Source organism: Microbacterium sp. HM-570 (assembly GCF_054165885.1).
In genome coordinates, this window is sequence record NZ_CM135111.1 from 2,921,281 (window position 1) to 2,943,752 (window position 22,472).

The window sequence follows — 22,472 nt, forward strand, 5'->3', positions numbered from 1 at the left end:
GCTACACGCCCGTCTCGATGATGTCGGCGATTTCGCGTTGGCTGTACCACTGTTCGTTGCTGTCTGAGCGATAGGCGAATCCCGGCGGCACCGGTATGGCGCCATCGGGTGCGGTGTACCCCCAGGATGCAAGATCGGGTTGGATCACGAAATATCGACCGTCTCGGATGGAGACCGTCCGGCGACCCTCCTCCGGACTGATCATCTCCTCGTGGAGCTTCTCGCCCGGACGGAGCCCCACATCCACGAGCTCCGCATCAGGAACGATGGCGTGCGCGAGGTCCACCACACGCATCGAGGGGATCCGGGGTACCAGCAGCTCGCCACCTTGCATGAGGTCGAAAGTGTCGACGACCATCTCCACAGCCTGAGGAAGCGTGATGAAGAATCGGGTGCATCGCATATCCGTGATCGGCAGAGGGCTGCCCTCTTCCCCGAGCTTGCGGAAATAGGGGATCACCGACCCGCGGGAACCCATGACGTTGCCGTATCTGACGACTGCGAAACGCGTGACATATGACGCCGCATAGTGGTTGCCGGTGACGAAGAGCTTGTCCGCGGTGAGCTTGGTCGCGCCGTAAAGATTGATGGGGCTGGAGGCTTTATCTGTCGACAACGCGACGACCTTCTTGACGCCCGCGTCGATCGAGGCCTCGATCACGTTCTGGCTTCCGAGAATGTTGGTTTTCACGAACTCGAAGGGGTTGTATTCAGCCGTGTCGACCTGTTTCAGCGCAGCCGCGTGGACAACATAATCGACATCGCGGAGAGCTCGGACAAGACGCCGCTCGTCGCGGATGTCTCCGATGAACCAGCGGAGCCGGGGGTCATCGGAGAATTGTTGACGGACTTCGTACTGCTTCAACTCGTCTCGCGAGTAGATGACGAGCCGTCTGGGGTCGAGGTTGTCCAGCGCATAGCGGATAAACGCTTTGCCGAAGGATCCGGTGCCTCCGGTGATCAGGATGTTCGATCCCGCGAGAATGGACAAAGGAACCCCTTGAATCTGGCCGGCCTGCGTGCGGGGCGGCCCTCCACCAGCAAGAAGAACGATCCCACCAATAGTCTAGGCGGAGGATGCCGTGCACTCTCAGGCGGCGCAACGTGCTCTCTCGAGGGTTTCTGTGGGAGGACTGCAGGTGAATCAGCGACACGTCTTCCTCTACTGCAATGCTGGCGGCGCGTACGGGATGGGTCATCTTCTCCGGTGTATCGCGCTCGCGCAGGAGGCATCGAGTAGGGGATGGCGAGCAGTCATCGGCGGCGAGATCAGCGATGAAGCTGCGGCTCGCGGCCGAGCCATCGACCCCGATATAGACATCGCGACTTTTCCACCGGGGCAGTCGCACGAATGGATAAACCACATTCAACGAGGCGGCTCGCCGGACGTTGTCCACATCGACTCGTACGGGGATGTCCCACAGGCCCTGCTTGGAGCTGATGCAGTCATCAGCAACATGCAGGACGGCCGTTTCGGCATCCGGCGCGCTGATCTAGCCATCGACCCGAATCTCGGGGCAGAAAGGCGGTTCGAGCGACCAGATCTGAGTACCTATCGACTCATCGGCGCGGACGCTGCCGTCGTTCGAGCGCAGGTGCGGGAACATCGCGGAGCAGCCCCGGAGGTTCATGATCGATTCCGTGTGCTCGTTGTGATCGGCGGGACCGATCCGGAGCAACTTACCGGTACCGTGGTGCGCGGCCTGAATGGGATCGAAGAGCCCCTGGACGTAGTCGTCGTCGCGAATGGGCCGCAGAAGGGCGACATCGAGCGATCGGCTCTCGGGAGCCAACACCGGGTGGTCGTCGAGCCGTTCCTGTCCGATCTTCCCGGCGTGGCTGCTGATCAGGATCTTGTGATTAGTGCAGCCGGCACCTCGGTATGGGATTTCGCCTGCATGGGTGTGCCAATGGCCCTCGTGTGCGCCGTGGAGAATCAGCGATCCGGCTATCGCGCAGCCGTTCAATCTCGACTCGCGATCGCCCTCGGTGAGCCCCCGCACGCCGACCTTGTGAAAAATGTTGCAGGTATCAGTCCGGCGGCGCTGAACGCTCAGCGCGAAGCGCAGAGCGTCCACCTTCGTTCCGTGGTTGATGGACTGGGGGCGTGGCGAATCGTGTCCGCGTGGGAACAGATTTCCGCACCGAGCCGGGCTGCGCGGGCGGAGCTGGATGCACAGGCTCGTCGTGCTGGTCCGGGCGACGCGACTGTGCTGTTTGAGTGGCGGAACGATCCCGTCACACGGGCGAGCTCGCGTACGACAGGCGTCCTGAACTGGACAGATCATGTCCTCTGGTTCAGCAATGCGATGGCAGCGGAGGACGTGCAGCTCTACGTCGTCGAGGTCGGTGACGAAAAGATCGGAACGGTCCGGTGGGATCACCGCGGTGGGACCGATTGGGAGATATCCATGACGATCGCACCGGCCGCGCGTGGCAAAGGGTGGGGGCGCGCTGTGCTTGCAGCGGGCGAGAGAGCATTCGCGGCAACGCGCCCCGCGCGACTCACTGCGGCGATCAACGCTTCGAACGTCGCATCCCTGCGACTGTTCAGTAGGGCCGGTTATCTGCCGCTGCTGCCAGCGGGGTCAGACGGGTTCGAAAAACGGGTCAAATGGCTCCTGTAGCGTCATACGTGGTCCCAGGACAACGGAGTCCCGCGCGCTACATCCGTTCGGAAGACCCGACCTGCTACCTGCCCGAACTGCTCCGCATCAAGTCCGCCGGCGGGACGGATGGAACGGACGTTGCTCACACTGACCATGTCGCCCGCCCGCACATCTTGGACAACGAAGAGCGATCGGCGTAGGGCACGTACGGCCCGTTCCTCCTCGGTCGGCCCGAAGGCAGTGCCGCTCAGAACTCCACGACGTGCTTGGTCCGTCGCAGCGACCAAGTCACCGAATTCAGCCGGGGTCAACGAAAAGTCCGCGTCGACCCCGCCCTGAGATCTCGACAACGCAACGTGCTTCTCGATCACGACTGCTCCGAGCGCAGCCGCCGCGACAGCGACGCCTATGCCGAGTGTGTGATCGGAGAGCCCGACGGGTAGATCAAAGGCCTCCCGGAGAACGCCTATGTTCCCGAGGCGCGCTTCCTCGGGGCGAGCCGGGTACGCCGCCGTGCATGCGAGGAGGACGAGGGGAGGGTTTCCGGAGGTTCGGATCGTGTCGACCGCGGCGTCGATCTCGGCGAGTGTCGCCATCCCCGTGGACACGATCATTGGCTTGCCCGTGCGAGCGACCTCGCGGAGGAGTGGCAGATCGACGATCTCCGCCGACGCGGTCTTGTACAGCTCGACTCCGTGCTCCTCGAGAAACTCGACCGCACTGGGATCGAAAGGAGTCGAAAAAGCTATCAAGCCGTGTGAACGCGCCCGCTCGAAGATGGCGGAGTGCCATTCCCAGGGCGTGTGGGCCTCCTGGTACAGCGAGTAAAGAGTCCGGCCGCCCCACAGCCCGTGTTCGCCTGCGACTCGGAACGCCGGCGCATCGGAATCGATCGTGAGGGTGTCCGCGGTGTACGTCTGGATCTTCAGGGCGCTCGCGCCAGACTCCGCGACCGCATCGACGATCGCGAGCGCGCGGTCAAGATCGCCGTTATGGTTTCCGGACATCTCTGCGATGGTGAAGACGGGTGCTGCCGCGCCGATCTCCCGGCTCGAGAGAGAAATAGCATCGGACGCGCTCATCACACGAGCTTATCCGCGGTCCTCGCACCGGCGCCCCGTCGACTTTCGTCGGGCTCATGGTCTTTCGGCCGCGCCTCGTGTGGCTCGCCGCTCATGTCGAAGACCGGAGTTAGGCTCCATGCGTGCCTGCATACCGTTCTTCTTCCGTCGCCGCCGTCCTCGCGATGAGCATCGTGGTCGTGGGCTGCGCGGCGGAGCCGCAGGCAGGCGCGAGCGCGACTGCTCAGCAGACCGTGTCGCCTTCGGCGCAACCCACGGCATCACACGAACCGTACGCCTCGGGCCCCCCCACACCTACCGTCGAGCCCATTCCCTCACCCACCTCGCCCGCGCAGCACGAGTTGGTGAACATCGCGGATCGATTGGGACTCGCCAACTTCACTCTGCGGGGTACCGCGGACTACATCTCGCAATGGGGCGTGGGCACCCTCGACGGCAGTGAGGTCAGAATCTACGAGTTCGCTTCGGAAGACGAATACCTGACATACCTTGATTCCGTTGCGCCCTTCGGCATAACGGCGGATGACTTCGTGAAGCAGGGGCTGTACGCCGTCGCGCCGACCGACCGCGGAAAGCTCGAACAGATACGCGCGGCCTTCTAGACCCAGAAGCCCGTGTGCGCCTGGGCCGCCTCGTCCTCGAGCATGGGCCCCACGACCTGAACGGTGCGCTGACCCCGGGCGAATACCTCGCGGCACGGGAGGTCGAGTGTCGGGTTCTCCTCGTGCGCACCCGTGAGTGAAAGCAGACGCCTCTCAGAGAGCGCATAAACGACGCGGTCGATGCCTGTCCAGTAGGCAGCGCCCGCGCACATCGCGCACGGTTCGGCGCTTGTGAAGAGGGTCGATCCGCGCATCCCGTCCGGGCCGAGAAGTCGCGCGGCAGCGGCGACCGCACGCATCTCTGCGTGCTGCGTGGGGTCTCCGTGGGGCGGCAAAGAGTTGTTGCCGTAGGACGACACGATTCGGCCGCGGACGTCGACGACCAAGGACCCGAACGGATGCGACCCTTCGGCGCGCGACTGCTCGGCGACGCGGATGCTCTCGCGCAAGTGGCCGAGATCCTCATCGCTCAGAGATGCGGGCATGAAACTCCTAGTTGTGAACAAGTGTGACGTTGCGTGTCGGTGTCTGACGCGCAGGTTTTCATCGTATGCCGCGAAAACGCAGAATCGTGACCGCCGGTTACGACGGTGTTACGACCTTCGAACGTCTTTCTCTTAACTTGTGAACAAGCTGTCTCGCCCGGTTACCGTTCTGGGGTGACCCACCCCGCCGCCGCTTCTCATACCCCCCGACCCGAGGAACCGATGTCCACCTCAACGCCCGGATCCGCGTCGACCGCGGTGCGCGCTCGCGTGGACGAAGAGCAGATCCGGTCGCTGCCCAAGGCCGAGGTGCACATCCATCTCGAGGGCACGTTCGCGCTGATCGATCTGCTCACCCTCGCTAAAGAGAACGGCGCCTCGCTGCCCGGGCCCGCCGCGACGCTATTCGATGTCGCAACGCATCATGCGTTCGAAGTCCCCGACGTCACGACCGGGGGAGCCGAAGCCGGAGCCGGCGCGGGTGGTCTGAGCGGATTCCTGCGCTTCCTCGACTGGCAGTGCGGTCTCGTGCAGACGCCCGCGCAGGCCGCGCGGGTGGCCTACGCATTCGCCGCGCGGCAGAGTGCCTCCGGCATCCGATACAGCGACGTGATCGTCAACCCGACCCACTGGAGCACCTGGCGCGGGCGCGAACTCGACCTGCTCGACGCGCTCGGCGCGGGCTTCGACGAGGCCGAGACCGACGGTCTCTGCGAGGTCGGAGTCGCGTACTCGCTCCTGCGCGGTCAGGGTGCCGCCGAGGCCGAGGATCTGGTTCGCGATCTCGTCGCCCGCAGGCCGAAGCGCGTCGTTGCGTTGTCGGTCGACGGTGACGAGAAAGCGTCGGGACGTACGGGCGAGAAGTTCCGAGATGCTTTCGCGCTTGCCGGGTCCGGCGGTCTGCGTCGCACGGTCCACGCGGGGGAGTCCAGCGGTCCCGAGGGCGTCTGGGACGCGCTCGACCTGCTGCACGCGGAACGCATCGATCACGGGGTGCGCTCGATCGAAGACCCGGCGTTGGTCGAGCGACTCGTCGTCGACAGCATCAGCCTTGGGGTGTGCCCCCGCTCCAATGTCGCTCTCGGTATCGCGCCGTCGTGGTCCGAGCATCCGCTTCCTCGACTGCTCGAGGCGGGCGTGCTGGTAACCCTGAACACGGATGACCCGGCACCGCTCGGCACGACGCTCGAGGCCGACTGGGCCGTCGCCGCCGAACAGTTCGGGTTCGACCTGACCGACCTGGCGGGCTTTGCCGGACGCTCGATCAACGCGAGCTTCGCGAACGACGACACGAAGCGGACGCTGCGTGCCGAGCTCGCCCGCGTCGCACCGGAGGCGGTGTACTGATGCGTCGTGCCCGCGCGAGGAAGGCGACGGTGGCGGCAGCCGCCCTCGCCCTCCTCGTCGTGGGCGCGAGTGCAGCGGGCGCTGGCATCGCGAACGCCAGCGGCAACGTCGACGTGGAACCCGTGGGTGCTGCCGTCGCCCGTGAGGTCGGCCTGGCGTCGATCGTCGCCGAATGGCCCGATTCGTACTCGGTCGTGGGCGGCAAGTCCGAACCTCTCTACACCGAGCGCATCACCTTCTCGCGTGACGACGACCTGTTCGCGCTCCGGATCGAGGTCATCGCGCAGGGTGACACGGCGCTCGGAACGCAGCGGGGTGCTGTGCGGGTGGCGGCGGACGGCACGATCACCTGGGTAGCGGGGTGCACGAAGGATGCGGCAGCCTGCGTCGATGATCCTGCGCTCCGCGGCTTCCTGACCACGGCGGCACTGATCGGTCTCGAGCGCACGGGGCGCCTGCCCGAGACAGGCACGGCTCGGGCGTTGCACGGGACCCCGGTGGTGTGCGTGGACGACGACGCCGTGCACCCCGACTCCGCGCCATCGATCGCGGGGCTCGATCCCTGCTTCTCCGTTGCGACCGGAGCGCTGCTCGGTCATTGGTCCGCCGCGAGCGCCGCGTTCGTCGGACCGACCCTGGCCGCGGGTTTCGCCGAGACGGGCGAGCGCGACGACGCGCTCTTCGCCGAGGTGCTCGGCGAGGTGTTCCCGTGACGACCCCGTCCCCGCCTCGGACCCCGACCTCGACCCCGCCTGTTCCGCTCCGCCCGCCCCTCACCCGCAACCCAGCACTCACTCACCCCGAAAGGACCCACCCATGAGCACCAAACGCCGCACCCTGCTCTCGGCCGCCGCCCTGGTCGCCGGATCAGCTCTCCTTCTGGCCGGATGCTCCGGCTCGGCCGAAGAATCCTCCAGCGCCTCCGGTGATGCCGGCTCCGACGTCATCCGCGTCGGTGCGCTCACCCCCGGCAACGCAAACGACGGCGCATTCAACCAGGCCCTCGCGGACGCGCTCGCTCAGTTGGAGGACGAGGGCTTGATCGAATACGAATTGCGCGAGCAGATGGCCGACCCGGCGACGAGCGAGCCCGTGGTGGCCGACTTCGCCAGCCAGGGGTTCGATTTGATCATCGGACACGGCATCGAACTCGGTGACGCGATCTTCTCCGTGGCGGAGGACTTCCCGGACCTGGCATTCACGGCATCCGGCGGCCCCGACATCCTCGAGAAGTACACAGACAACGTCGAAACCTGGACCTACGACACCCCGCAGGTCGGATACCTCTCGGGCTACATCGCCGGCGCGACCGGGGCGACCCCGATCGGCCGTGTGGAGAGCCTCGAGCTCGACTTCGTTGTAGCGACCGACGCGTTCTTCCAGCAGGGCGTCGCGGCCGCGAACCCGGCAGCCGAGCTGCTGCCCGTCGTCTACGCGGGAAGCTTCGATGACGCCGAGGCTGCGGCATCCGCGACCACCGGTCTGATCGGTCAGGGTGCACGACTCGTCTACACGACCGGCGATGGAATCGCCGCGGGAGTGGGAGCTGCAGCGTCCGAGGCCGGCGTGTTGACCGTGGGCGTCTCGTCCGCGGCCGGTGCGGATGCGCTCGCGACCAACGTCTCGACGGTGGACCTCGACATGTATCCGATCGTCAAGGCCTGGGTCGAAGAGGTGGCTGCGGGCGACTTCGGCGGCAAGGGTGTGACATCCACGCTCGAGAACGGTGGCATCGTCTACGATCCCATCAACGATGTGGATGGCGCCGTCCCCGCCGATGTTGCATCGAAGGTCGAGGACGTCATCGCCGGTCTGATCGACGGAAGCATCACCATCTCCTAACCTCGGGCTTTCACGCTTGTGGTCCGGCGACCGTGCGTGTTGGATAGGGAAAGTGCTCCTGACCTGGGAGAATAAGGCTTGTCGAGAGTCGTATTGATCCGCAAGAAGGAGCACCTTCAGGGTGAAGAATACCGGAGCGTATCCCCGCGTGAATGTTGACACCGCGAGGGTGTCCGCGATCGGTCAAGCGGGCGGTGTGCTGCTGACCGAAACCGCACGCGCCACTGGTCTTGACCGGGCGCTGTCCGAGGCTCTCGGGCCGTGGCGGAAGCCGTTTGCGATCCATGATCCCGGGAAAGTTGTCGTGGATCTTGCGATCGCGCTCACGTTGGGTGGTGACGCTCTCGCTGACATCGGGGTGCTCCGCGGCGAGCCAGGGGTGTTCGGGCCGGTCGCATCAGACCCGACGGTGTCCCGCACGATCGCGGCCCTCGCTGCTGACCCGGACCGCGCGATCGCTGCGATCAACACCGCGAGAGCCACTGCTCGGGAGCGGGCGTGGTCGCTGGCCGGTGAGCACGCGCCCGGTCACGCCGCGACGGTGAAGGACCCGCTGATCATCGATCTGGATGCGACGTTGATCACCGCGCACTCCGAGAAAGAACACGCCGCACCGACATACAAGCGCGGCTTCGGCTTTCATCCGTTGTGCGCGTTTCTCGACCACGGGAAACCCGGGGCGGGTGAGGCGCTCGCGATCAAGCTCCGCCCGGGCAACGCCGGCTCGAACACCGCCGCGGACCACATCGACGTCGTGAAACAAGCGCTCGCGCAGTTGCCCGGAGGTTCGGCCCGGCCGGGGAAGAGCGTGCTGATCCGCGCCGACGGTGCCGGTGGAACGCACGAGTTCGTGAAGTGGCTCAGCGGGCGCCGGTTGGCGTATTCGGTGGGGTTCACGCTCCCTCAGTTCACCCCGGAGCTGTATCGGAAGATCCCCGAGAAGGTGTGGGCACCGGCCTACAACGCGGCCGAAGAAGGCCGCCCGGGTGCGGATGTCGCCGAGTTCACCGGGATCCTCGACCTCACGAAATGGCCGCCAGGGATGCGTGTCATCGTGCGCCGCGAACGACCACACCCCGGCGCGCAACTGCGGTTCGATGACGTCGACGGTTACCGCCTGACCGCGTTCGCCACGAACACGGCCCGCGGGCAACTCGCCGCCCTCGAGCTGCGGCACCGTCGGCGGGCGCGCTGCGAGGACCGCATCCGTATCGCGAAAGACACCGGACTGCGCAACCTGCCCCTGAAAGCGTTCGATCAGAACCGCATTTGGTGCCACCTCGTGGCCCTCGCGTCCGAACTGATGGCCTGGATGGGAATGCTCGCGCACCCCACCGATGCCGCCCGCCGGTGGGAACCGAAACGGTTACGGCTGCGGCTGTTCTCCATCCCGGCAGCGATCGCGCGGCACGGCCGGCGCACGACCCTGCACCTCTCCGACCGGGCAACCTGGGTCGCCACGGCCCTCGCGGCGATCACCGGGCTGCGCGCTCACGCGCGGGCGCCCGGCTGACGCCGGCAGCCTTCAGTCCACCCACGACAGCACCGCCCCGGACCGGAACCCCGCCCACGCAGCGACACGCGACTCATTGTCGTACCCAGGCGACAGAATCAGGTTCAAGCGAGCGCACCCACGCTCATTCGACCCCGCTCACAACGACCATGAAAGGTCGAGGCTAATGAGTAATCCCTCCACCGAGTCGGACCGCGTCCACCGGACGCGGTCCGACTCAGCGAGCACCTCGGGCCGCGCCCTCGTGGCGCGGTCCGTCTCGAAGAGCTTCGGCGCCGTGCGGGCGCTCGATGACGCCGCCATCGCGGTGCATCCCGGCCGAGTGCATGCCCTCGTCGGAGAGAACGGCGCGGGCAAGTCGACGCTCGCGAAGATCCTCGCGGGTATCGAGCGTCCTGATGCCGCCGTCATGACGATCGCGGATTCTTCGTACGCGCCGCACGACCGTGCCGACGCCAAGCGGCTCGGCATCGACATGGTGCCGCAGCAGCTCAGCCTCGTCGGCGAGCTCACGCTCGTCGAGAACTTTCTGTTGACGGGTCGCAGCCCGCTCGCCCGGCGTTCGCGTGCACGCGCGGTGCTCGCCGCGACCCTGGAACGCGCGGGTGTTCAGGTGGATCTGGATGTGCCGACCTCCGCTCTCAGCCAGGCCCACCGACAGCTGGGTGAGATCGTCGTCGCGCTGGCCGAGGGGGCGACGACGCTTATTCTCGACGAGCCCACCGCAAGCCTCGGCCCCCTGGAGGTCGGTGGTCTCTTCGACCACCTGCGCGCACTATGCGAACTCGGCACGGCCATCCTGCTGATCACGCACCGCCTCGATGAGGTGCGCCAGGTCGCCGACGAGGTCACGGTGCTCTCACATGGGCGGGTCGTGCATCACGGACCTGCGGCGGGCCTCGAACCCGCGCGCATCGCCGAACTCATGGTCGGGGACCTGCCGCAACCCGCTGCTCGCACCCGACGCGTGCCGGGACCCACGACGCTTTTCGCCCGCGGATTGACAGCTGCCTCGCGCCGCGATGCCTCGCTGGTCAATGTCTCTCTCGATGTCCGCGCCGGTGAGATCGTCGGAGTCGCGGGAGTCGCGGGAAGCGGCCAGAACCTGCTGATGGACGTCCTCGCCGGATTCGAGAGGCCGCAGGCGGGCGAGGTGCGGGTCGCCGACGAGCTGGTCACGGATGCACGGGGGATGCTGCGCGCCGGCGTCGCCTGGATCCCCGAGGAGCGCAACGAGGCCATCGTGCCGACCCTCACGCTCCGCGAGAACCTCGACGTCTACGCCAGCGCGACAGGTCGGCGGACGGGCTCGCGGGCGCGTCGCACGACACACGCCGAGATCCTCCGCTCCTTCGACGTTCGCCCGGCGGAGCCCGCGCTCGCCGCGGGTGGACTCTCGGGCGGCAATCAGCAGAAGCTGCTCGTGGCGCGCGAGCTCGGCACTGTGTGGGGCGAGGGCGAGGCGCCGCGCGTTGTGCTCTCCTACGGCCCGACGCAGGGCCTCGACCTGCGGGCGGCTCAGGCCGTGCGCGAGCGGCTCGTCGCAGCATCCGAGGCAGGGGCCGCCGTGCTGGTTGCCTCGCACGACCTCGATGAGATCCTCGCGCTGGCCGACCGCGTGCTGGTCATGTTCGGCGGACGCATCGTCGCCGACCTGCCGGTGGCGGAGGCCACGACATCGCGCCTGGGCGCGGCGATGGCCGGGCTCACGGAGCCGGGTCCCGCACATTCACAGACGGAGAAGCAATGACCGACAAGAGCGACCTCTATCCCACAGCGGACGAACTCGGCCGCCTTCGCGCCGTGGCGACCGGCCGTGAGTTGGCGGACCTCATCGTCCGCGGGGGGCTCGTGCAGTCACCCGGCACCGAGGAATGGCTCGAGCGCGACGTCGTGATCGCGGGACGCCACATCGCGACTCTGACCCCGTGGGGGCATTTCCGCGACGCCCTCGCCGAAATCGATGCATCCGGAAGTCACGTCGTGCCCGGATTCATCGACGCCCACCTGCACATCGAGTACACCAATCTGACACCGGGCGAGCTCGCCCGTCTGAGCGTGGCGCGTGGCACGACGACCGTGTTGACCGACCCGAACGGTTCCGCGAACGTCTGGGGCACGCGGGGGATGGACTTCGCGCTCACCACCGGCACGCCCCTGCACATCTTTCAGCAGGTTTCGCCGACGACGCCGGCATCCACGACACTCGAGCGGGGCGGCGCAGTCATCGCCGAAGAGGTCGTGCGCGGGCGCCTGCACGGCGACGTCACGGTGACCCTCGGCGAGGGCAACCCGTTCGACTACGGCGACACATCGACCGGCCGTTTTCGCGAGGCGCTGGCTTCCGGCCGCCGCATCACGGGCCACACGGCCGCCCAGACCGAAGAGTCGCTGTGGGGCTATCTCGCCGCGGGTGTCGGTGACGACCACAACTCTGCGACGGTCGACGAGGTGCTGGAGCGCACGCGGCTCGGCGCCATGATCACGATCATGGGCTCGTCGCTCACCGACAACACGGTGCCGATCTTCGCCGATCTGGAGGCTATCGCGCACGCTCTGCGGAGCCTGTGTTTCTGCGCCGACGACAAGCACGTCCTCGACCTCATGACCGAGGGACACATCGACCATCATGTTCGTCAGGCGATCCGCTTCGGCGTTGACCCGCAGCTGGCGTACCGGATGGCGACGACCCATGCTGCGCACTACTACCGGCTCGATCAGGTCCTGGGGGTGCTCGCCCCGTCGCGCCTCGCCGACCTTCAGATCGTGCCCGATCTGGCGGACGTGCGTCCCTCGAGCGTCATCGTCGCGGGTGAGATCGTCGCGGCCGGGGGAGTGGCGCTGTTCGCGAACGAGGACCCGGTGCCCGATTGGGTGCTCGACACGGTACGGCTGCCCGCGACGCTCGACCCCCGCATGTTCGAGCTCGCCGCCCCCGCGGAAGCCGCGACCGTGGGTGTGCGTGCCATGGAGATGTACAAGGGCTATTTCAAGCGTGCCTTCGACGCGAAACTGCCGGTGGTCGGGGGACAGGTCATAGCCGACCCGGCGCAGGACGTGCTGAAGATCGCGATCGTCGACCGGCACCACCGCGACGGCAGCGTCGGGCTCGGATTCGTGCGTGGGTTCGGCCTGCGCCGTGGCGCCATCGCCATCACGATGAACTGCCCCAACATGAACATCGCCGTGGTCGGTGCGGACGACGCATCCATGCTCCAAGCGGTCGAAGAACTGCGCGCCATGCAGGGCGGCTACGTCACTGTCGCCGATGGTGAGGTGCTGGCTCGCGTCGCCCTGCCCGTCGGGGGCATGATGAGCGCCGCGCCGTTCGAAGAGACTGCTGAGGCGCTGCGGGTCGCGCACGCTGCGACGGCGGAACTCGGATGCCCCATCCCGTCCCCCTTCATCATCCTGTCCTTCGTCGGGCTCTACGTGGTGCCCGATCTGGGTGTGACGGAGCGCGGCCTCATCGACGCTTTCACGCAAGAGTTCGTCGACGTCTTGCTGCCCGGGCCCATCGACTCGTGCGGGCACGGCTCAGAGGGTTCGGCCGGGCATGGATCGGAGGGCCCCTCGTGAGGTCGTTCGACACCCGGCAGTGGGTCACCACGGTCGGGGTGCTGGTCGGGGTCGTGCTGATCTCGGCGGCGCTCATCGTGTTCGCGGGCGCGGATCCCCTCGTGGGCCTTCGCGGCCTCGTCGAGGGCGTGTCGAGCTCGCCGTACCGTGTCGGCGAGGTGCTCGTCGGCGCCGTGCCGATCGCGATCATCGCACTGACCCTGATTCCCGCTTTGCGTGCCGGCGTGTTCTCGGTCGGGGCCGAGGGGCAGGTCACAATCGGTGCGATCCTCGCCACGGGCACAATCCTCGCGACGCGTGACGTGCTGGGCGACGGCGCACCCGCACCTGTCTTCTGGCTCGTCGGTGCCGTCGCGGGCGCCCTCGGCGGAGGTCTCTGGGCTCTTCTCCCGGCGCTCCTCGCTGTGCGGTGGCGGGTGAACGAGATCCTCTCGACCCTGCTGCTCAACTACGTCGCAGTCGGGGTGCTCGGACTGACCCTGCGGACCTGGCTGGCCTCGCCCGAAGACACCGCCACCCCGCAGAGTGAGCGACTCCCCGAGGCCGCGGCGCTCCCGACGCTCATCCCGGGCACTCGCGCCCACGCGGGCATCCTGCTGGTGATCGTGGTGGCCGCCGTCTTCATCTGGTGGCGTCGCACGCCCGGCAGCACGCGGCTCGGAGTTTTCGCGTCCCGTCCGAAGCTCGCCCTGCGCCTGGGCGCGACCCGGCGTCGCACGATCTACTCGACCATGGTCTTGTCCGGGATCGGCGCGGGGGTCGTGGGATGGATCCAGGTCGCCGGGGTCAATGAGCGACTTCTCGGCTCCGTCTCGGGGGGCGTCGGCTTCTCGGGTCTCGCGGTCGCACTGCTCGGTGCCCTCGTCCCGACCGGCGTCGTCCTCGCGGCGCTGTTCTTCTCGGCACTGACGGCGGGCGCGGTCGGGATGCAGTCGGCCACGGGCACGATTCCGTCCTCGATCGCCGAGGTCATCAAGGGCGTGCTGCTGCTCGGCGTCGCCTGCATCGCCGCCGTTCAGCGTTCACCGGCGGCCGCGGTTGCGCCGTCGGGCACCCCCGCGGCCGCGGATGACGACGCCGTGCCCGGCCCGGGCACGGGAGCCGCCATCGAGGCGGAGGCCGGCACATCCGCCGAGGCCGAACGATCGGAGGGAATCCGGTGAGCCTCGAACTCTGGGTCTCGATCTTGGCCGGCGCTCTCGCGCTTTCCGCGCCGCTGATCCTCGCGGGCATCGGCGAGGGATTCGTCGAGCGGGCGGGCCGCATCAACCTCGGCATCGAGGGAATGATGATCATGGGTGCGTTCGTCGGCGTATTCGTCGCGAGCATGGCGGGTGCCGTTGCCGGGCTCGCTGCGGGTGCTGCAACAGGCATCCTGCTCGCTCTCCTGATGAACACCGCCGTGTACCGGCTGCACGCCAACGAGATCGTCGTCGGACTCGCGATCACGATGCTGGGCCTCGGCCTCAGCACCTATCTGTTCCAGCTCTGGGTCCCGTCCGGGCAGACGAACGTGAGCGTGACCACGATCCCGAAGCTGCCTCTCGGGCCCCTGGCCGATATTCCCGTTCTCGGTCCCGTGCTGTTCACCCAGAGCCCCGTGGTCTACGCGACCGTTGCTCTGCTTGTCGTGGCCTGGGCCGTGATGCGTTTCACACGCTTCGGGTTGCAGGTGCGGGCAGTGGGGTCCGACACGGCTTCTGCCCAGCTGCGGGGCGTGCGAGCTCAGCGCGTGGGGGCGAATACCCTGCTCATCGGTGGCGCTCTGGCGGGTATCGCCGGCGCGGTGATCACGGTGGGAACGATCGGATCGTTCGCCCCGGGAATCACGGCGGGCCGCGGCTACATCGTGCTCGCGGTCGTGATCATGGGACGGATGTCCCCGGTCGGGATCGCTCTCGGTGCCCTCCTGTTCGCCTTCCTGCAGAGCTTCTCGTTGCTCGCGCAGTCCACCGGGCTGCAGGTGCCGAGCGAGGTGTATCAGACTCTTCCGTATGTCGTCACGCTCATCGTCCTCGTCTTCACCTCGCGTGCGCAGTTGCGTCGCCTGACCCCCCGGATGCGGATCTCATGAGCGATGCTGTTGCCCGCGACGCGACTGCCCGCGATTCGTCGTCCCGGCAGGAGAGCCGCCGCGTGCTCGCTGCTGTCCTCAAGTTCGTCCGCGACGCGGCCGAGGCGGGGTCGAACCTGCCCGGAGAGGTCGAGCTCGCGGAGCGGGTCGGTTGCAGCCGCAAGCAGGTGCGGGACGTGCTGGCGTCGCTTGAACAGCAGGGCATCGTGCTGCGTAGACAGGGAGCGGCGACCGAGGTCGACCCGGTCGCGATGCGCATGAGCGTGCGATTCGAGGACCAGCTCGAGCACGAGGTGCTGTTGCAGCAGTTGGGGTACGAGAGCTCGGTCGAGGTCATCGAGACGAGCGAAATCGTCATGCCGCCCGACGTGGCCGGTCTGCTCATGATCGAGGCAGGTGTCCGCGCTGCGCGTGTCGTCAAACGGTGGCGCGCCGACGGCGCCGTCGCGATGCTCGCCTTCGACCTCGTGCCCCTGCCTCCCGGTGTCGACTCGGCAGAACTGGGTGACTCGATCTATTCGGCCGCGACCCGGCTGTGGGGCGAGGCCGTGGCGTGGGAGGTCGCGACACCGTCGGCCGAGATCCTCGGCGATGAGGATGCGGTGTTGTTCGAAAGGGCGCCTGGCATCCCCGTCCTGACCCTCGACATCGTCGGGATCGGGCTGAGCGGCCGCCGCCTCTTCCACGCGCGTGAGCTGCATGATCCCGCCACCGTTTCGTATTCGATGATGCGGACCGTCCGGCCCCCGCAGGTCTTCAGTACCGCCCGGTACCAGTTCTAATCGCCCGTTCTCACCCGAGGAGTCCCCATGCTCACCCGCCCGTCGCCCGTCGTCGTTCCCGAGTCCGAGCGCGGCTGGATCGATACCGTCATCGGGCTCGCCGATGGTTTCGCGCAGACGGTCGCCGCGGACGACGTGTCGGCACGACTGCCGATCGAACATCTCGAAGCGCTCGCCGCCAGCGGTCTGGACGCCGCTTTCCTGCCCGTCGAGCACGGGGGCTCGGCCCTGTCGTACGCGACGCTCGGGCAGGTCGTCCGGGTCCTGGCGTCGCAGCACCCTGCGGTTGCCGCGGTCTGGCTCATGCACATCGGGGCCGCGCACGCGCTCGTGACGATGTCGGCACCCGACCAGGCGGCGTTCTTCGCCGGTGAGCTGCGGGCGGGTCGTCGATTCGCGAATGCCCTATCGGAGCCGGCGGGTGGCAACTTCTTCCTCGACTCCCAGCAGGACGCGACCCCCGCGGGGGAGGACTGGACTCTCACCGGCCGCAAACTCTTCGTCTCGGGCTCCGAGGCGGCGCAGCACATGTTCCTCAACGCCCGCATCGACGGCGCGCCCGCGTTCTTCGGCGTCAGCGTCGACGACACACTCTCGTTCCCCCCGATCGACGAGACGATGGGCATGCGGGCGACCCGCAGCCGCAGCATCCTGTTCCAGGACACCCCGCTACGGCGTTCGCGACTGTGCGGTCCGCCGCCCGCCGACTACGCCAACCTCATCACCGTCGGTTTCGCGTTCCTCTCCATCGGGATCGCCGAGTCCGCGCTCGATGCGCTGGCGGACTACGCTCGTGGCCGCCGTGCACCGGGTTCTGAGACGACCCTCGCCGAGGCATCCTGGGTGCGATCCGAAACGGCGATGGCGTGGGCCGAGACGCGCGCTGCGCGGCTGATGGCCGAGCAGGTGACGTGGCTCGCGGACGCGCGGTCGCCCGAGGCCATGCCCACCGCGACCGAGACGAAGATGCTCGCCAACGAGGTCGCCAAGCGTGCGGCGGCGCTCGCCGTAAAGGTCGGGGGAGGGAGCGGATACCTGGTGTCATCGCCGATCCAGCGCATCTTCCGCGACGCCCAGGCTGGCGCGATCATGGCTTATTCGGTGCCGTTCAGCGCGGAGGTCGTCGGTGGGTGGGTGCTCGACGCGGGCTGACGCGGACGCGCATAGACTCGCATGCGTGACCACCGCCGCCGTCGGTAGCCCCGGCTCCGCCCGGCGATACCTGCACTCCCTCTGGCTGCTCTCGGCCCGCGACCTGCGCGTTCGCTATGCCACGAGCGCCCTCGGATACCTGTGGTCGATCCTCGATCCGCTCGTGATGAGCGCGATCTATTGGTTCGTCTTCACGCAGATCTTCCAGCGCACGGTCGGACACGAGCCCTACATCGTGTTCCTGATCACGGCGCTGCTGCCGTGGGTGTGGTTCAACTCGGCCGTCTCCGACTTCACACGCGCGTTCAATAAAGACGCACGGCTCGTCCGGTCGACCGCGATTCCCCGATCGATCTGGGTGAACCGCATCGTCCTGAGCAAGGGCGTCGAGTTTCTCTGCTCGCTGCCCGTGCTCGTCGGCTTCGCGATCATCGCCGGCGCTCCGGTCGGGTGGGGTCTGCTCTGGTTCCCGGTGGCGATCATCCTGCAGACGGCTCTGCTCGTCGGCCTCGGTCTGCTCGTGGCCCCCTTGTGTGTTCTCTACACAGACCTCGAGCGCACCACCAAGCTGATCCTGCGCGTGCTGTTCTACGCCTCGCCGATCATCTACAGCGTGGGCGATCTGCCCGGCTTCTTTCCGCAGCTAGCGGCGTTCAACCCGCTGTCCGGCATCTTCACGCTGTATCGCGTCGGGTTCTTCCCCGAGGTCTGGGACACCCTGAGTGTGGTGGTCGGTGCCGTGATGTGCCTCGCATTCCTCGGGCTCGGGATCCTGGTGTTCCGCAAGCTCGAACGACCCGTCCTGAAGGAGCTCTGATGAGCGGCGCAGCCATCGAGGTGCGCGACCTCGGCATCCGGTTCCGGCGCAATCGGCGCGGACGCCGCAGCTTCAAGGACCTGTTCGCCGGGTCATCTCGTCGCGTCCGTCCCAACGAATTCTGGGCGCTGCGAAACGTCTCGTTCGACGTTCAGCCCGGTGAGTCCATCGGGGTCGTCGGCCGCAACGGTCAGGGCAAGTCCACGCTTCTGAAGCTCGTCGCACGGGTGCTGCTCGCCGACGAGGGTACCGTGCAGGTCAACGGGGGCGTCGCTCCGCTGATCGAGATCACCGGAGGGTTCGTCGGCGACCTGACGGTGCGCGAGAACGTCCGCCTGACGGCGGGACTGCACGGGATGTCTCGCGCAGAGGTCGCGCGCAGGTTCGACGGCATCATCGATTTCGCCGAACTGCACGACTCCGTCGACACGCCTTACAAGCACCTGTCGAGCGGCATGAAGGTGCGCCTGGCGTTCGCGGTCGTCTCGCAGCTCGAGGAGCCGATCCTGCTCGTCGACGAGGTGCTCGCCGTGGGCGACAAGGCGTTCAAAGAGAAGTGCTACAAGCGGATCGACGAGCTGCTGGCCGAGGGACGGACGCTCTTCTTCGTCTCGCACAACGAGCGCGACCTGCGCCGGTTCTGCACCCGCGGCCTGTACCTCGACAAGCACCGGCTCGTGCTGGACGGCCCGATCGATGAGGTCCTCGACCGGTACAACGCCGACCACAACAGCCCCCAGGCATAGTCGGTCAGCGCGGCAGAGTCTCCAGCGGCGGCATCGGCTGCCAGGAAGCATCCCGCGCGATCTTGCCGCCGTCGCGGAGTCCGCGCCAGAGGTTACTCGTGCCGCGCACCGTGCGCTCGACGGCGAACAGGCGGATGAGCTCTTTCAAGAACGTCAGCGTGGTACCCACGCCGAAGAGAATGGGTCGATGGACGCCGAGCGCGCGGTAGTAGTTCTTCATGTGTCCGCGATTGCGCATGATGTAGTACCGATATGCGTTGCTCGAGGCATTCATGTGGCGGATGCCCATGTCCCACTGCTTGATCTCGCGGGTGCGTCGCAACACGAACTCGTTCACGATCACGGATGTCGTCTTGCGTGAGGCAAGCCACCCGTACATCTGGTCGTCCCAGTAAATGAAGAAACGGGGGTCGGGTAGCCCGATCTGCTGGACGATGTCGCGGTGGATGAACATGCCCTCGAAGCATCCGGAGTTCATCTGCTTGAAGCCCGATTCGTCGAAGCCCGCCGGAGCGAAGGGGATCGGGATGCCCAGTGGCTCGGCGACTCGGTACTGCCAGTAGAACTCGCTGCCGTCGTAGTCGTAGCGGCGGCCCTGAATGCTCTTGAACCGGGGCGCCCAGTCGCCCATGCGCGCGAGTCCGTCGGGTAGGACCTCTACATCGTCGTCCATCAGCCACATCCATGTCGAGCCCAGCTCGTAGGCGACCCGCATGCCCTCGCTGAACCCGCCCGAGCCGCCCGTGTTCGTCTCGAGGCGGCGATACACGATCTTCGCCGGGATCTGATCCCGGAAGGATTCGACGACCTCGGCGGTGTCATCGACGGACGCGTTGTCGATGATGACCACGTGACCCGGGTGGGGGTCCATCCGCACGATCGAGGCGAGTAGCTTCGACAGCAGCGCCGAACGGTTGTAGGTGACTATCGCGATGGTTGCCGATGCGGGGTCGAACACGGTCTCGGTCGACGAGGCTTCCGTCGCATCTGGGCTCTGTGGCATGGCGATCTCATCCTACCGGCACGGCAGCTTGTGCCCTTTCGATGCCTGCGGACCTGGATCTATCGGTCGCCACTTGCGGGGAGCGGCAGATCCGGCACCGCGGGCACGATGCCCTCCCGCCACGACCTGCTCAGCCCGGCGCGTACGACGCACACCACGAGCAGGAGCCACCCGAATCCACCCAGCGTGAAGCTCTCGAACATCGAATCGACGAGCAGGGTGATCAAGATGAGAGGAGTCCAGGCGTAGAGGACAGAGCGGCGCTTGCTCGCCACGAGCCATGAGCGGACGAGGGCGAGGGCGCACATCCCGACGAACAGCAGGAGCCCGACCCATCCGGTCTGCAAGAGCACGTCGAAGTACGCGTTCAGGGCGGTCGCATGAGTCTCATCCGTGATGATGTTGATCGACGTATAGGGGAACTCGTCCGTCGGCCACCCGCCGACCCATCCCCACCCCTGGATCGGGCGGTATCGCACGTAGATGTTCAGGATTGTGTCCCAGAGCTCGGCTCTGGTGGCGAAGTCGGAGCCCGCGTTCAGGATCGCGATGATCGCGCGACGGAAGAAATACGCGAACACACCGCCCACGACGACGAGCGCCAGCAGTGAGATCTGCAGGCTTCGTCGTTGCTCGGGGGGCGCGTGCCGCACGAGCGCCAGCGCGCCCGTCGCGGTGGCGACCGCGAGCGCGAGGACGAAGACCGTTGGCGATGCGGAAAGCAGTGCGAGCAATCCGCCGAGGACGAGGGAGAAGATCGCGAGACCGCGGGGGATCGACCGGGTACGCCACTCGATGACGAACGTGATGAGCGCGATCACCGCGACGAAGCCGAGCATGTTGCGTGTGCCGAAGATGCCCTGGATCGGACCCCCGAGGACGATGTTCCCCTGGATCCCCAGGAATCTGATCGGCAGGTCGAGGAGGATGCCCGAGAGGATCTCGAGCGCCAGCGAGAGGGCGAGCAGAGCGCGCAGCGTGTCGCCGAGGGCTCGCACCGTCTGCAGGGTGTCGCGGACGTGTCCGATCACGATGGCGAGGAACGCGGGTCCCGCGAGCACGAGCCAGCCGACGAGCGTTCGGGGTGGTTCTGTGCTCCACACGGCGGTCACCAGAAGCCACGCGAGGAACAACACGAGCGTCGTCGGCACGAGGCGCACGAGGGCGAGTTCGTGTCGACGGCGCACCAGCACAGCGATACCCACCCCGCACAGTCCCGCGATGATCGTGGCGTACGTTACGACGCCCGCGGTCCGGTGGATCGCGGACGACAGGGCCACCGTGCCGAAGACGGCGAGTGTGAAGGCCCGTGCGAAGGCCGCGGAATCGAGCGCATCCCAGGTCCAATCGAGCAGCGGATGCCGCGGCATGCGCGCGGGGTTCGTCACCTCATCGTCCGCTCGACCTGCTCGCCGCGCTCCATCGCGAGTCGGCGTTCGGCCGGGCCCTCGCCGACGAGCGGGGACTGCCCGATCTTGTGCGACAGCATGACGACGAACAGCCAGCCCCACTCCGAGAGGGGGCGGGATTCCGCCAGGCCCTGGACTAGCAGGACGGTCATGACGAGCGTCGGCAACAGAGTGAGTGCTTGGTAGGGTCTGTCGGCCGTCAGATCCCAGCGGGGGCGATCGATCGCGAAGAACCAGGCACGCCAGATCAGCGCCACATACGTCAGGATCAGCAGACCGAGACCGATGGCCCCGACCTGGAAGAGGGCGTCGAGCCACATGTTGTGAGCGTGGAACACGGTCAGATCGTTTACCACGATCCATCCGTCGATCTCGGGCACCCAGGGCAGCCACGGGGTGGAGAAGCCCCACCCCAAGACCGGATGCTCGACGACGCGGGCCCACACGGCTTCCCAGATTCCCGTGCGGCCTGTGAGGTCGCCTCCCCGGCCGAGCAGCTCCAGGATCGCATCGCGCCCGAACCAGGCCGCGAGCGCCCCACCCAGCCCGACGGCGGCGTACGCAATGTAGAACTTGGTGCGCTCGCCTGGTCTGCGGGTCGTTCGCATGAGGAGTGCCGTCACGAGAACAACCGCCACCGCGACGACGGCGAGCCAGACACTTGCCGAGCTCGAACGCCAGAGGAGGAACGCCGACAGGGCGATCCATCCATACAACAGGGCTGTGCGTGGCGCGCCCGAGGCGATCCGGATCGCGAAGACGATGATCGCCAGCAGCGCGGCGATCGCGAGCAGGTGTGCGTTGCCGACGATGCCCTGGATGCGGCCGCCATCGAAGAGGTTGTTGCGGGACCAGTCCAGTTCGGTGACGATGTCGCCGCTCCAGAGCAGGAAGTTCGGCAGGATCGGATGCTGCACGATGAGCGAGACCCACAGCTCGAACAGGATCGACAGGGCCATGACCCACTTGAGCGCGGAGGCGATCGCGCGCACGAGTTCGCGCCAGGTCAGCACGCTCGCGATGAAGAGGCCCTGGACGGTGGTCGCGGCCAGCAGCACCCACGTGAGGACGGTCGCGTCGCGCCAGGTCGACCAGATCACGGATGCTGCGGCCCAGGCGACGTAGGCGAGCGGCAGCCATGGCAGCTGACGCCACGCGATCACGGGGCGGAGCACGGCCCACAAGATTGCGCTCACGAGCGTCGTGGCGCAGACGAGAATCACGAGCCCGACGGCGCCGAGCAGGTTGAACCAGAATGTCGTCGCGAGCGCGACGAAGAGGACGAAGATCGTGTAGCCGCGCAACAGCAGGTGCCCCGTGGATTCGCGGATGGGCGCCGCGGGAGGGGCGCCAACGGGGTGTCGCGTGTGGACGGCCATGGTGCAATCAGGTTACCGGCATCGGGTGGCCCTTCCCGGGTGTCGCGAGGT

Annotated in this window: 20 protein-coding genes; 14 read left to right on the top strand and 6 right to left on the bottom strand. The window is 67.0% G+C overall.

All coding sequences use genetic code 11. From position 1 onward, the window contains the following. Nucleotide 1: 1 nt before the first annotated feature. Complete coding sequence (gene pseB / locus ACT9TC_RS13995) at nt 2–991, bottom strand: UDP-N-acetylglucosamine 4,6-dehydratase (inverting) (protein ID WP_458041070.1); 990 nt, start codon at nt 989–991, stop codon at nt 2–4. Nucleotides 992–1,652: 661 nt separating this feature from the next. Between pseB and ACT9TC_RS14000 the strand changes: the two genes are divergently transcribed. Continuing rightward, entirely contained in the window at nt 1,653–2,627 is a 975-nt protein-coding gene (locus ACT9TC_RS14000) for a GNAT family N-acetyltransferase (protein ID WP_458041071.1), read from the top strand. A 2-nt stretch (nt 2,628–2,629) separates the two neighbouring features. Here the strand turns inward: ACT9TC_RS14000 and pseI are convergent, their stop codons facing one another. Continuing rightward, nucleotides 2,630–3,691, bottom strand: coding sequence for a pseudaminic acid synthase (gene pseI / locus ACT9TC_RS14005; RefSeq protein ID WP_458041072.1), 1,062 nt, complete (start codon nt 3,689–3,691; stop codon nt 2,630–2,632). A 122-nt stretch (nt 3,692–3,813) separates the two neighbouring features. On the opposite strand from pseI, the gene ACT9TC_RS14010 reads away from it, so the two are divergent. Next, nucleotides 3,814–4,293 carry a hypothetical protein gene (locus ACT9TC_RS14010; protein ID WP_458041073.1) on the top strand — a complete coding sequence of 160 codons (480 nt, stop codon included), beginning with the start codon at nt 3,814–3,816 and terminating at the stop codon, nt 4,291–4,293. Here ACT9TC_RS14010 and ACT9TC_RS14015 read toward each other — a convergent pair. After that, a complete protein-coding gene (locus ACT9TC_RS14015; protein ID WP_100814085.1) occupies nt 4,290–4,778 on the bottom strand; it encodes a nucleoside deaminase in 489 nt (162 codons plus the stop codon). The genes ACT9TC_RS14010 and ACT9TC_RS14015 overlap by 4 nt on opposite strands. A 222-nt stretch (nt 4,779–5,000) precedes the next feature. On the opposite strand from ACT9TC_RS14015, the gene add reads away from it, so the two are divergent. From add to ACT9TC_RS14075, 12 genes are all read left to right on the top strand, one after another. Further along, the gene (add, locus tag ACT9TC_RS14020) at nt 5,001–6,125 is read left to right on the top strand and encodes an adenosine deaminase (RefSeq protein ID WP_458041074.1); all 1,125 of its coding nucleotides are present in this window, start codon (nt 5,001–5,003) and stop codon (nt 6,123–6,125) included. After that, entirely contained in the window at nt 6,125–6,838 is a 714-nt protein-coding gene (locus ACT9TC_RS14025) for a hypothetical protein (RefSeq protein ID WP_458041075.1), read from the top strand. Before add ends, ACT9TC_RS14025 begins: the two co-directional genes overlap by 1 nt. A gap of 103 nt (nt 6,839–6,941) precedes the next feature. Next, entirely contained in the window at nt 6,942–7,967 is a 1,026-nt protein-coding gene (locus tag ACT9TC_RS14030) for a BMP family lipoprotein (RefSeq protein WP_458041076.1), read from the top strand. A 121-nt stretch (nt 7,968–8,088) separates the two neighbouring features. Beyond that, nucleotides 8,089–9,480, top strand: a complete 1,392-nt coding sequence (locus ACT9TC_RS14035) for an IS1380 family transposase (RefSeq protein ID WP_458041077.1) — start codon at nt 8,089–8,091, stop codon at nt 9,478–9,480. 166 nt (nt 9,481–9,646) lie between these two features. Beyond that, nucleotides 9,647–11,230, top strand: a complete 1,584-nt coding sequence (locus ACT9TC_RS14040; RefSeq protein ID WP_458041078.1) for an ABC transporter ATP-binding protein — start codon at nt 9,647–9,649, stop codon at nt 11,228–11,230. After that, nucleotides 11,227–13,059 carry an adenine deaminase C-terminal domain-containing protein gene (locus ACT9TC_RS14045; RefSeq protein WP_458041079.1) on the top strand — a complete coding sequence of 611 codons (1,833 nt, stop codon included), beginning with the start codon at nt 11,227–11,229 and terminating at the stop codon, nt 13,057–13,059. Before ACT9TC_RS14040 ends, ACT9TC_RS14045 begins: the two co-directional genes overlap by 4 nt. Beyond that, nucleotides 13,056–14,222, top strand: a complete 1,167-nt coding sequence (locus ACT9TC_RS14050) for an ABC transporter permease (RefSeq protein WP_458041080.1) — start codon at nt 13,056–13,058, stop codon at nt 14,220–14,222. Before ACT9TC_RS14045 ends, ACT9TC_RS14050 begins: the two co-directional genes overlap by 4 nt. Beyond that, nucleotides 14,219–15,133: an ABC transporter permease gene (locus ACT9TC_RS14055; protein ID WP_458041081.1), complete on the top strand. Its 915-nt coding sequence runs from the start codon at nt 14,219–14,221 to the stop codon at nt 15,131–15,133. The genes ACT9TC_RS14050 and ACT9TC_RS14055 overlap by 4 nt, the downstream gene beginning before the upstream one ends. Beyond that, a complete protein-coding gene (locus ACT9TC_RS14060; protein ID WP_458041082.1) occupies nt 15,130–15,915 on the top strand; it encodes a GntR family transcriptional regulator in 786 nt (261 codons plus the stop codon). The genes ACT9TC_RS14055 and ACT9TC_RS14060 overlap by 4 nt, the downstream gene beginning before the upstream one ends. A gap of 27 nt (nt 15,916–15,942) precedes the next feature. Further along, the gene (locus tag ACT9TC_RS14065; protein ID WP_458041083.1) at nt 15,943–17,067 is read left to right on the top strand and encodes an acyl-CoA dehydrogenase family protein; all 1,125 of its coding nucleotides are present in this window, start codon (nt 15,943–15,945) and stop codon (nt 17,065–17,067) included. A 25-nt stretch (nt 17,068–17,092) separates the two neighbouring features. Then, entirely contained in the window at nt 17,093–17,884 is a 792-nt protein-coding gene (locus ACT9TC_RS14070) for an ABC transporter permease (protein ID WP_458041084.1), read from the top strand. Then, nucleotides 17,884–18,630, top strand: a complete 747-nt coding sequence (locus ACT9TC_RS14075; RefSeq protein WP_458041085.1) for an ABC transporter ATP-binding protein — start codon at nt 17,884–17,886, stop codon at nt 18,628–18,630. The genes ACT9TC_RS14070 and ACT9TC_RS14075 overlap by 1 nt, the downstream gene beginning before the upstream one ends. A gap of 4 nt (nt 18,631–18,634) precedes the next feature. Here ACT9TC_RS14075 and ACT9TC_RS14080 read toward each other — a convergent pair whose 3' ends face one another. The 3 genes from ACT9TC_RS14080 to ACT9TC_RS14090 are packed head-to-tail and all read right to left on the bottom strand — an operon-like array spanning nt 18,635 to nt 22,421. After that, nucleotides 18,635–19,633, bottom strand: a complete 999-nt coding sequence (locus ACT9TC_RS14080; RefSeq protein WP_458041086.1) for a glycosyltransferase family 2 protein — start codon at nt 19,631–19,633, stop codon at nt 18,635–18,637. 59 nt (nt 19,634–19,692) lie between these two features. Further along, complete coding sequence (locus tag ACT9TC_RS14085; RefSeq protein WP_458041087.1) at nt 19,693–21,021, bottom strand: O-antigen ligase family protein; 1,329 nt, start codon at nt 21,019–21,021, stop codon at nt 19,693–19,695. After that, entirely contained in the window at nt 21,018–22,421 is a 1,404-nt protein-coding gene (locus tag ACT9TC_RS14090) for an O-antigen ligase family protein (protein WP_458041088.1), read from the bottom strand. Before ACT9TC_RS14090 ends, ACT9TC_RS14085 begins: the two co-directional genes overlap by 4 nt. Nucleotides 22,422–22,472: the final 51 nt, after the last annotated feature.

Coding starts and splice junctions, on each gene's coding strand:
- ACT9TC_RS14090 (WP_458041088.1), bottom strand. CDS start 22,421: ATGGCCGTCCACACGCGACACCCCGTTGGCGCCCCTCCCGCGGCGCCC.
- ACT9TC_RS14080 (WP_458041086.1), bottom strand. CDS start 19,633: ATGCCACAGAGCCCAGATGCGACGGAAGCCTCGTCGACCGAGACCGTG.
- ACT9TC_RS14065 (WP_458041083.1), top strand. CDS start 15,943: ATGCTCACCCGCCCGTCGCCCGTCGTCGTTCCCGAGTCCGAGCGCGGC.
- ACT9TC_RS14025 (WP_458041075.1), top strand. CDS start 6,125: ATGCGTCGTGCCCGCGCGAGGAAGGCGACGGTGGCGGCAGCCGCCCTC.
- ACT9TC_RS14030 (WP_458041076.1), top strand. CDS start 6,942: ATGAGCACCAAACGCCGCACCCTGCTCTCGGCCGCCGCCCTGGTCGCC.
- ACT9TC_RS14060 (WP_458041082.1), top strand. CDS start 15,130: ATGAGCGATGCTGTTGCCCGCGACGCGACTGCCCGCGATTCGTCGTCC.
- ACT9TC_RS14045 (WP_458041079.1), top strand. CDS start 11,227: ATGACCGACAAGAGCGACCTCTATCCCACAGCGGACGAACTCGGCCGC.
- pseI (WP_458041072.1), bottom strand. CDS start 3,691: ATGAGCGCGTCCGATGCTATTTCTCTCTCGAGCCGGGAGATCGGCGCG.
- ACT9TC_RS14075 (WP_458041085.1), top strand. CDS start 17,884: ATGAGCGGCGCAGCCATCGAGGTGCGCGACCTCGGCATCCGGTTCCGG.
- ACT9TC_RS14015 (WP_100814085.1), bottom strand. CDS start 4,778: ATGCCCGCATCTCTGAGCGATGAGGATCTCGGCCACTTGCGCGAGAGC.
- ACT9TC_RS14040 (WP_458041078.1), top strand. CDS start 9,647: ATGAGTAATCCCTCCACCGAGTCGGACCGCGTCCACCGGACGCGGTCC.
- add (WP_458041074.1), top strand. CDS start 5,001: ATGTCCACCTCAACGCCCGGATCCGCGTCGACCGCGGTGCGCGCTCGC.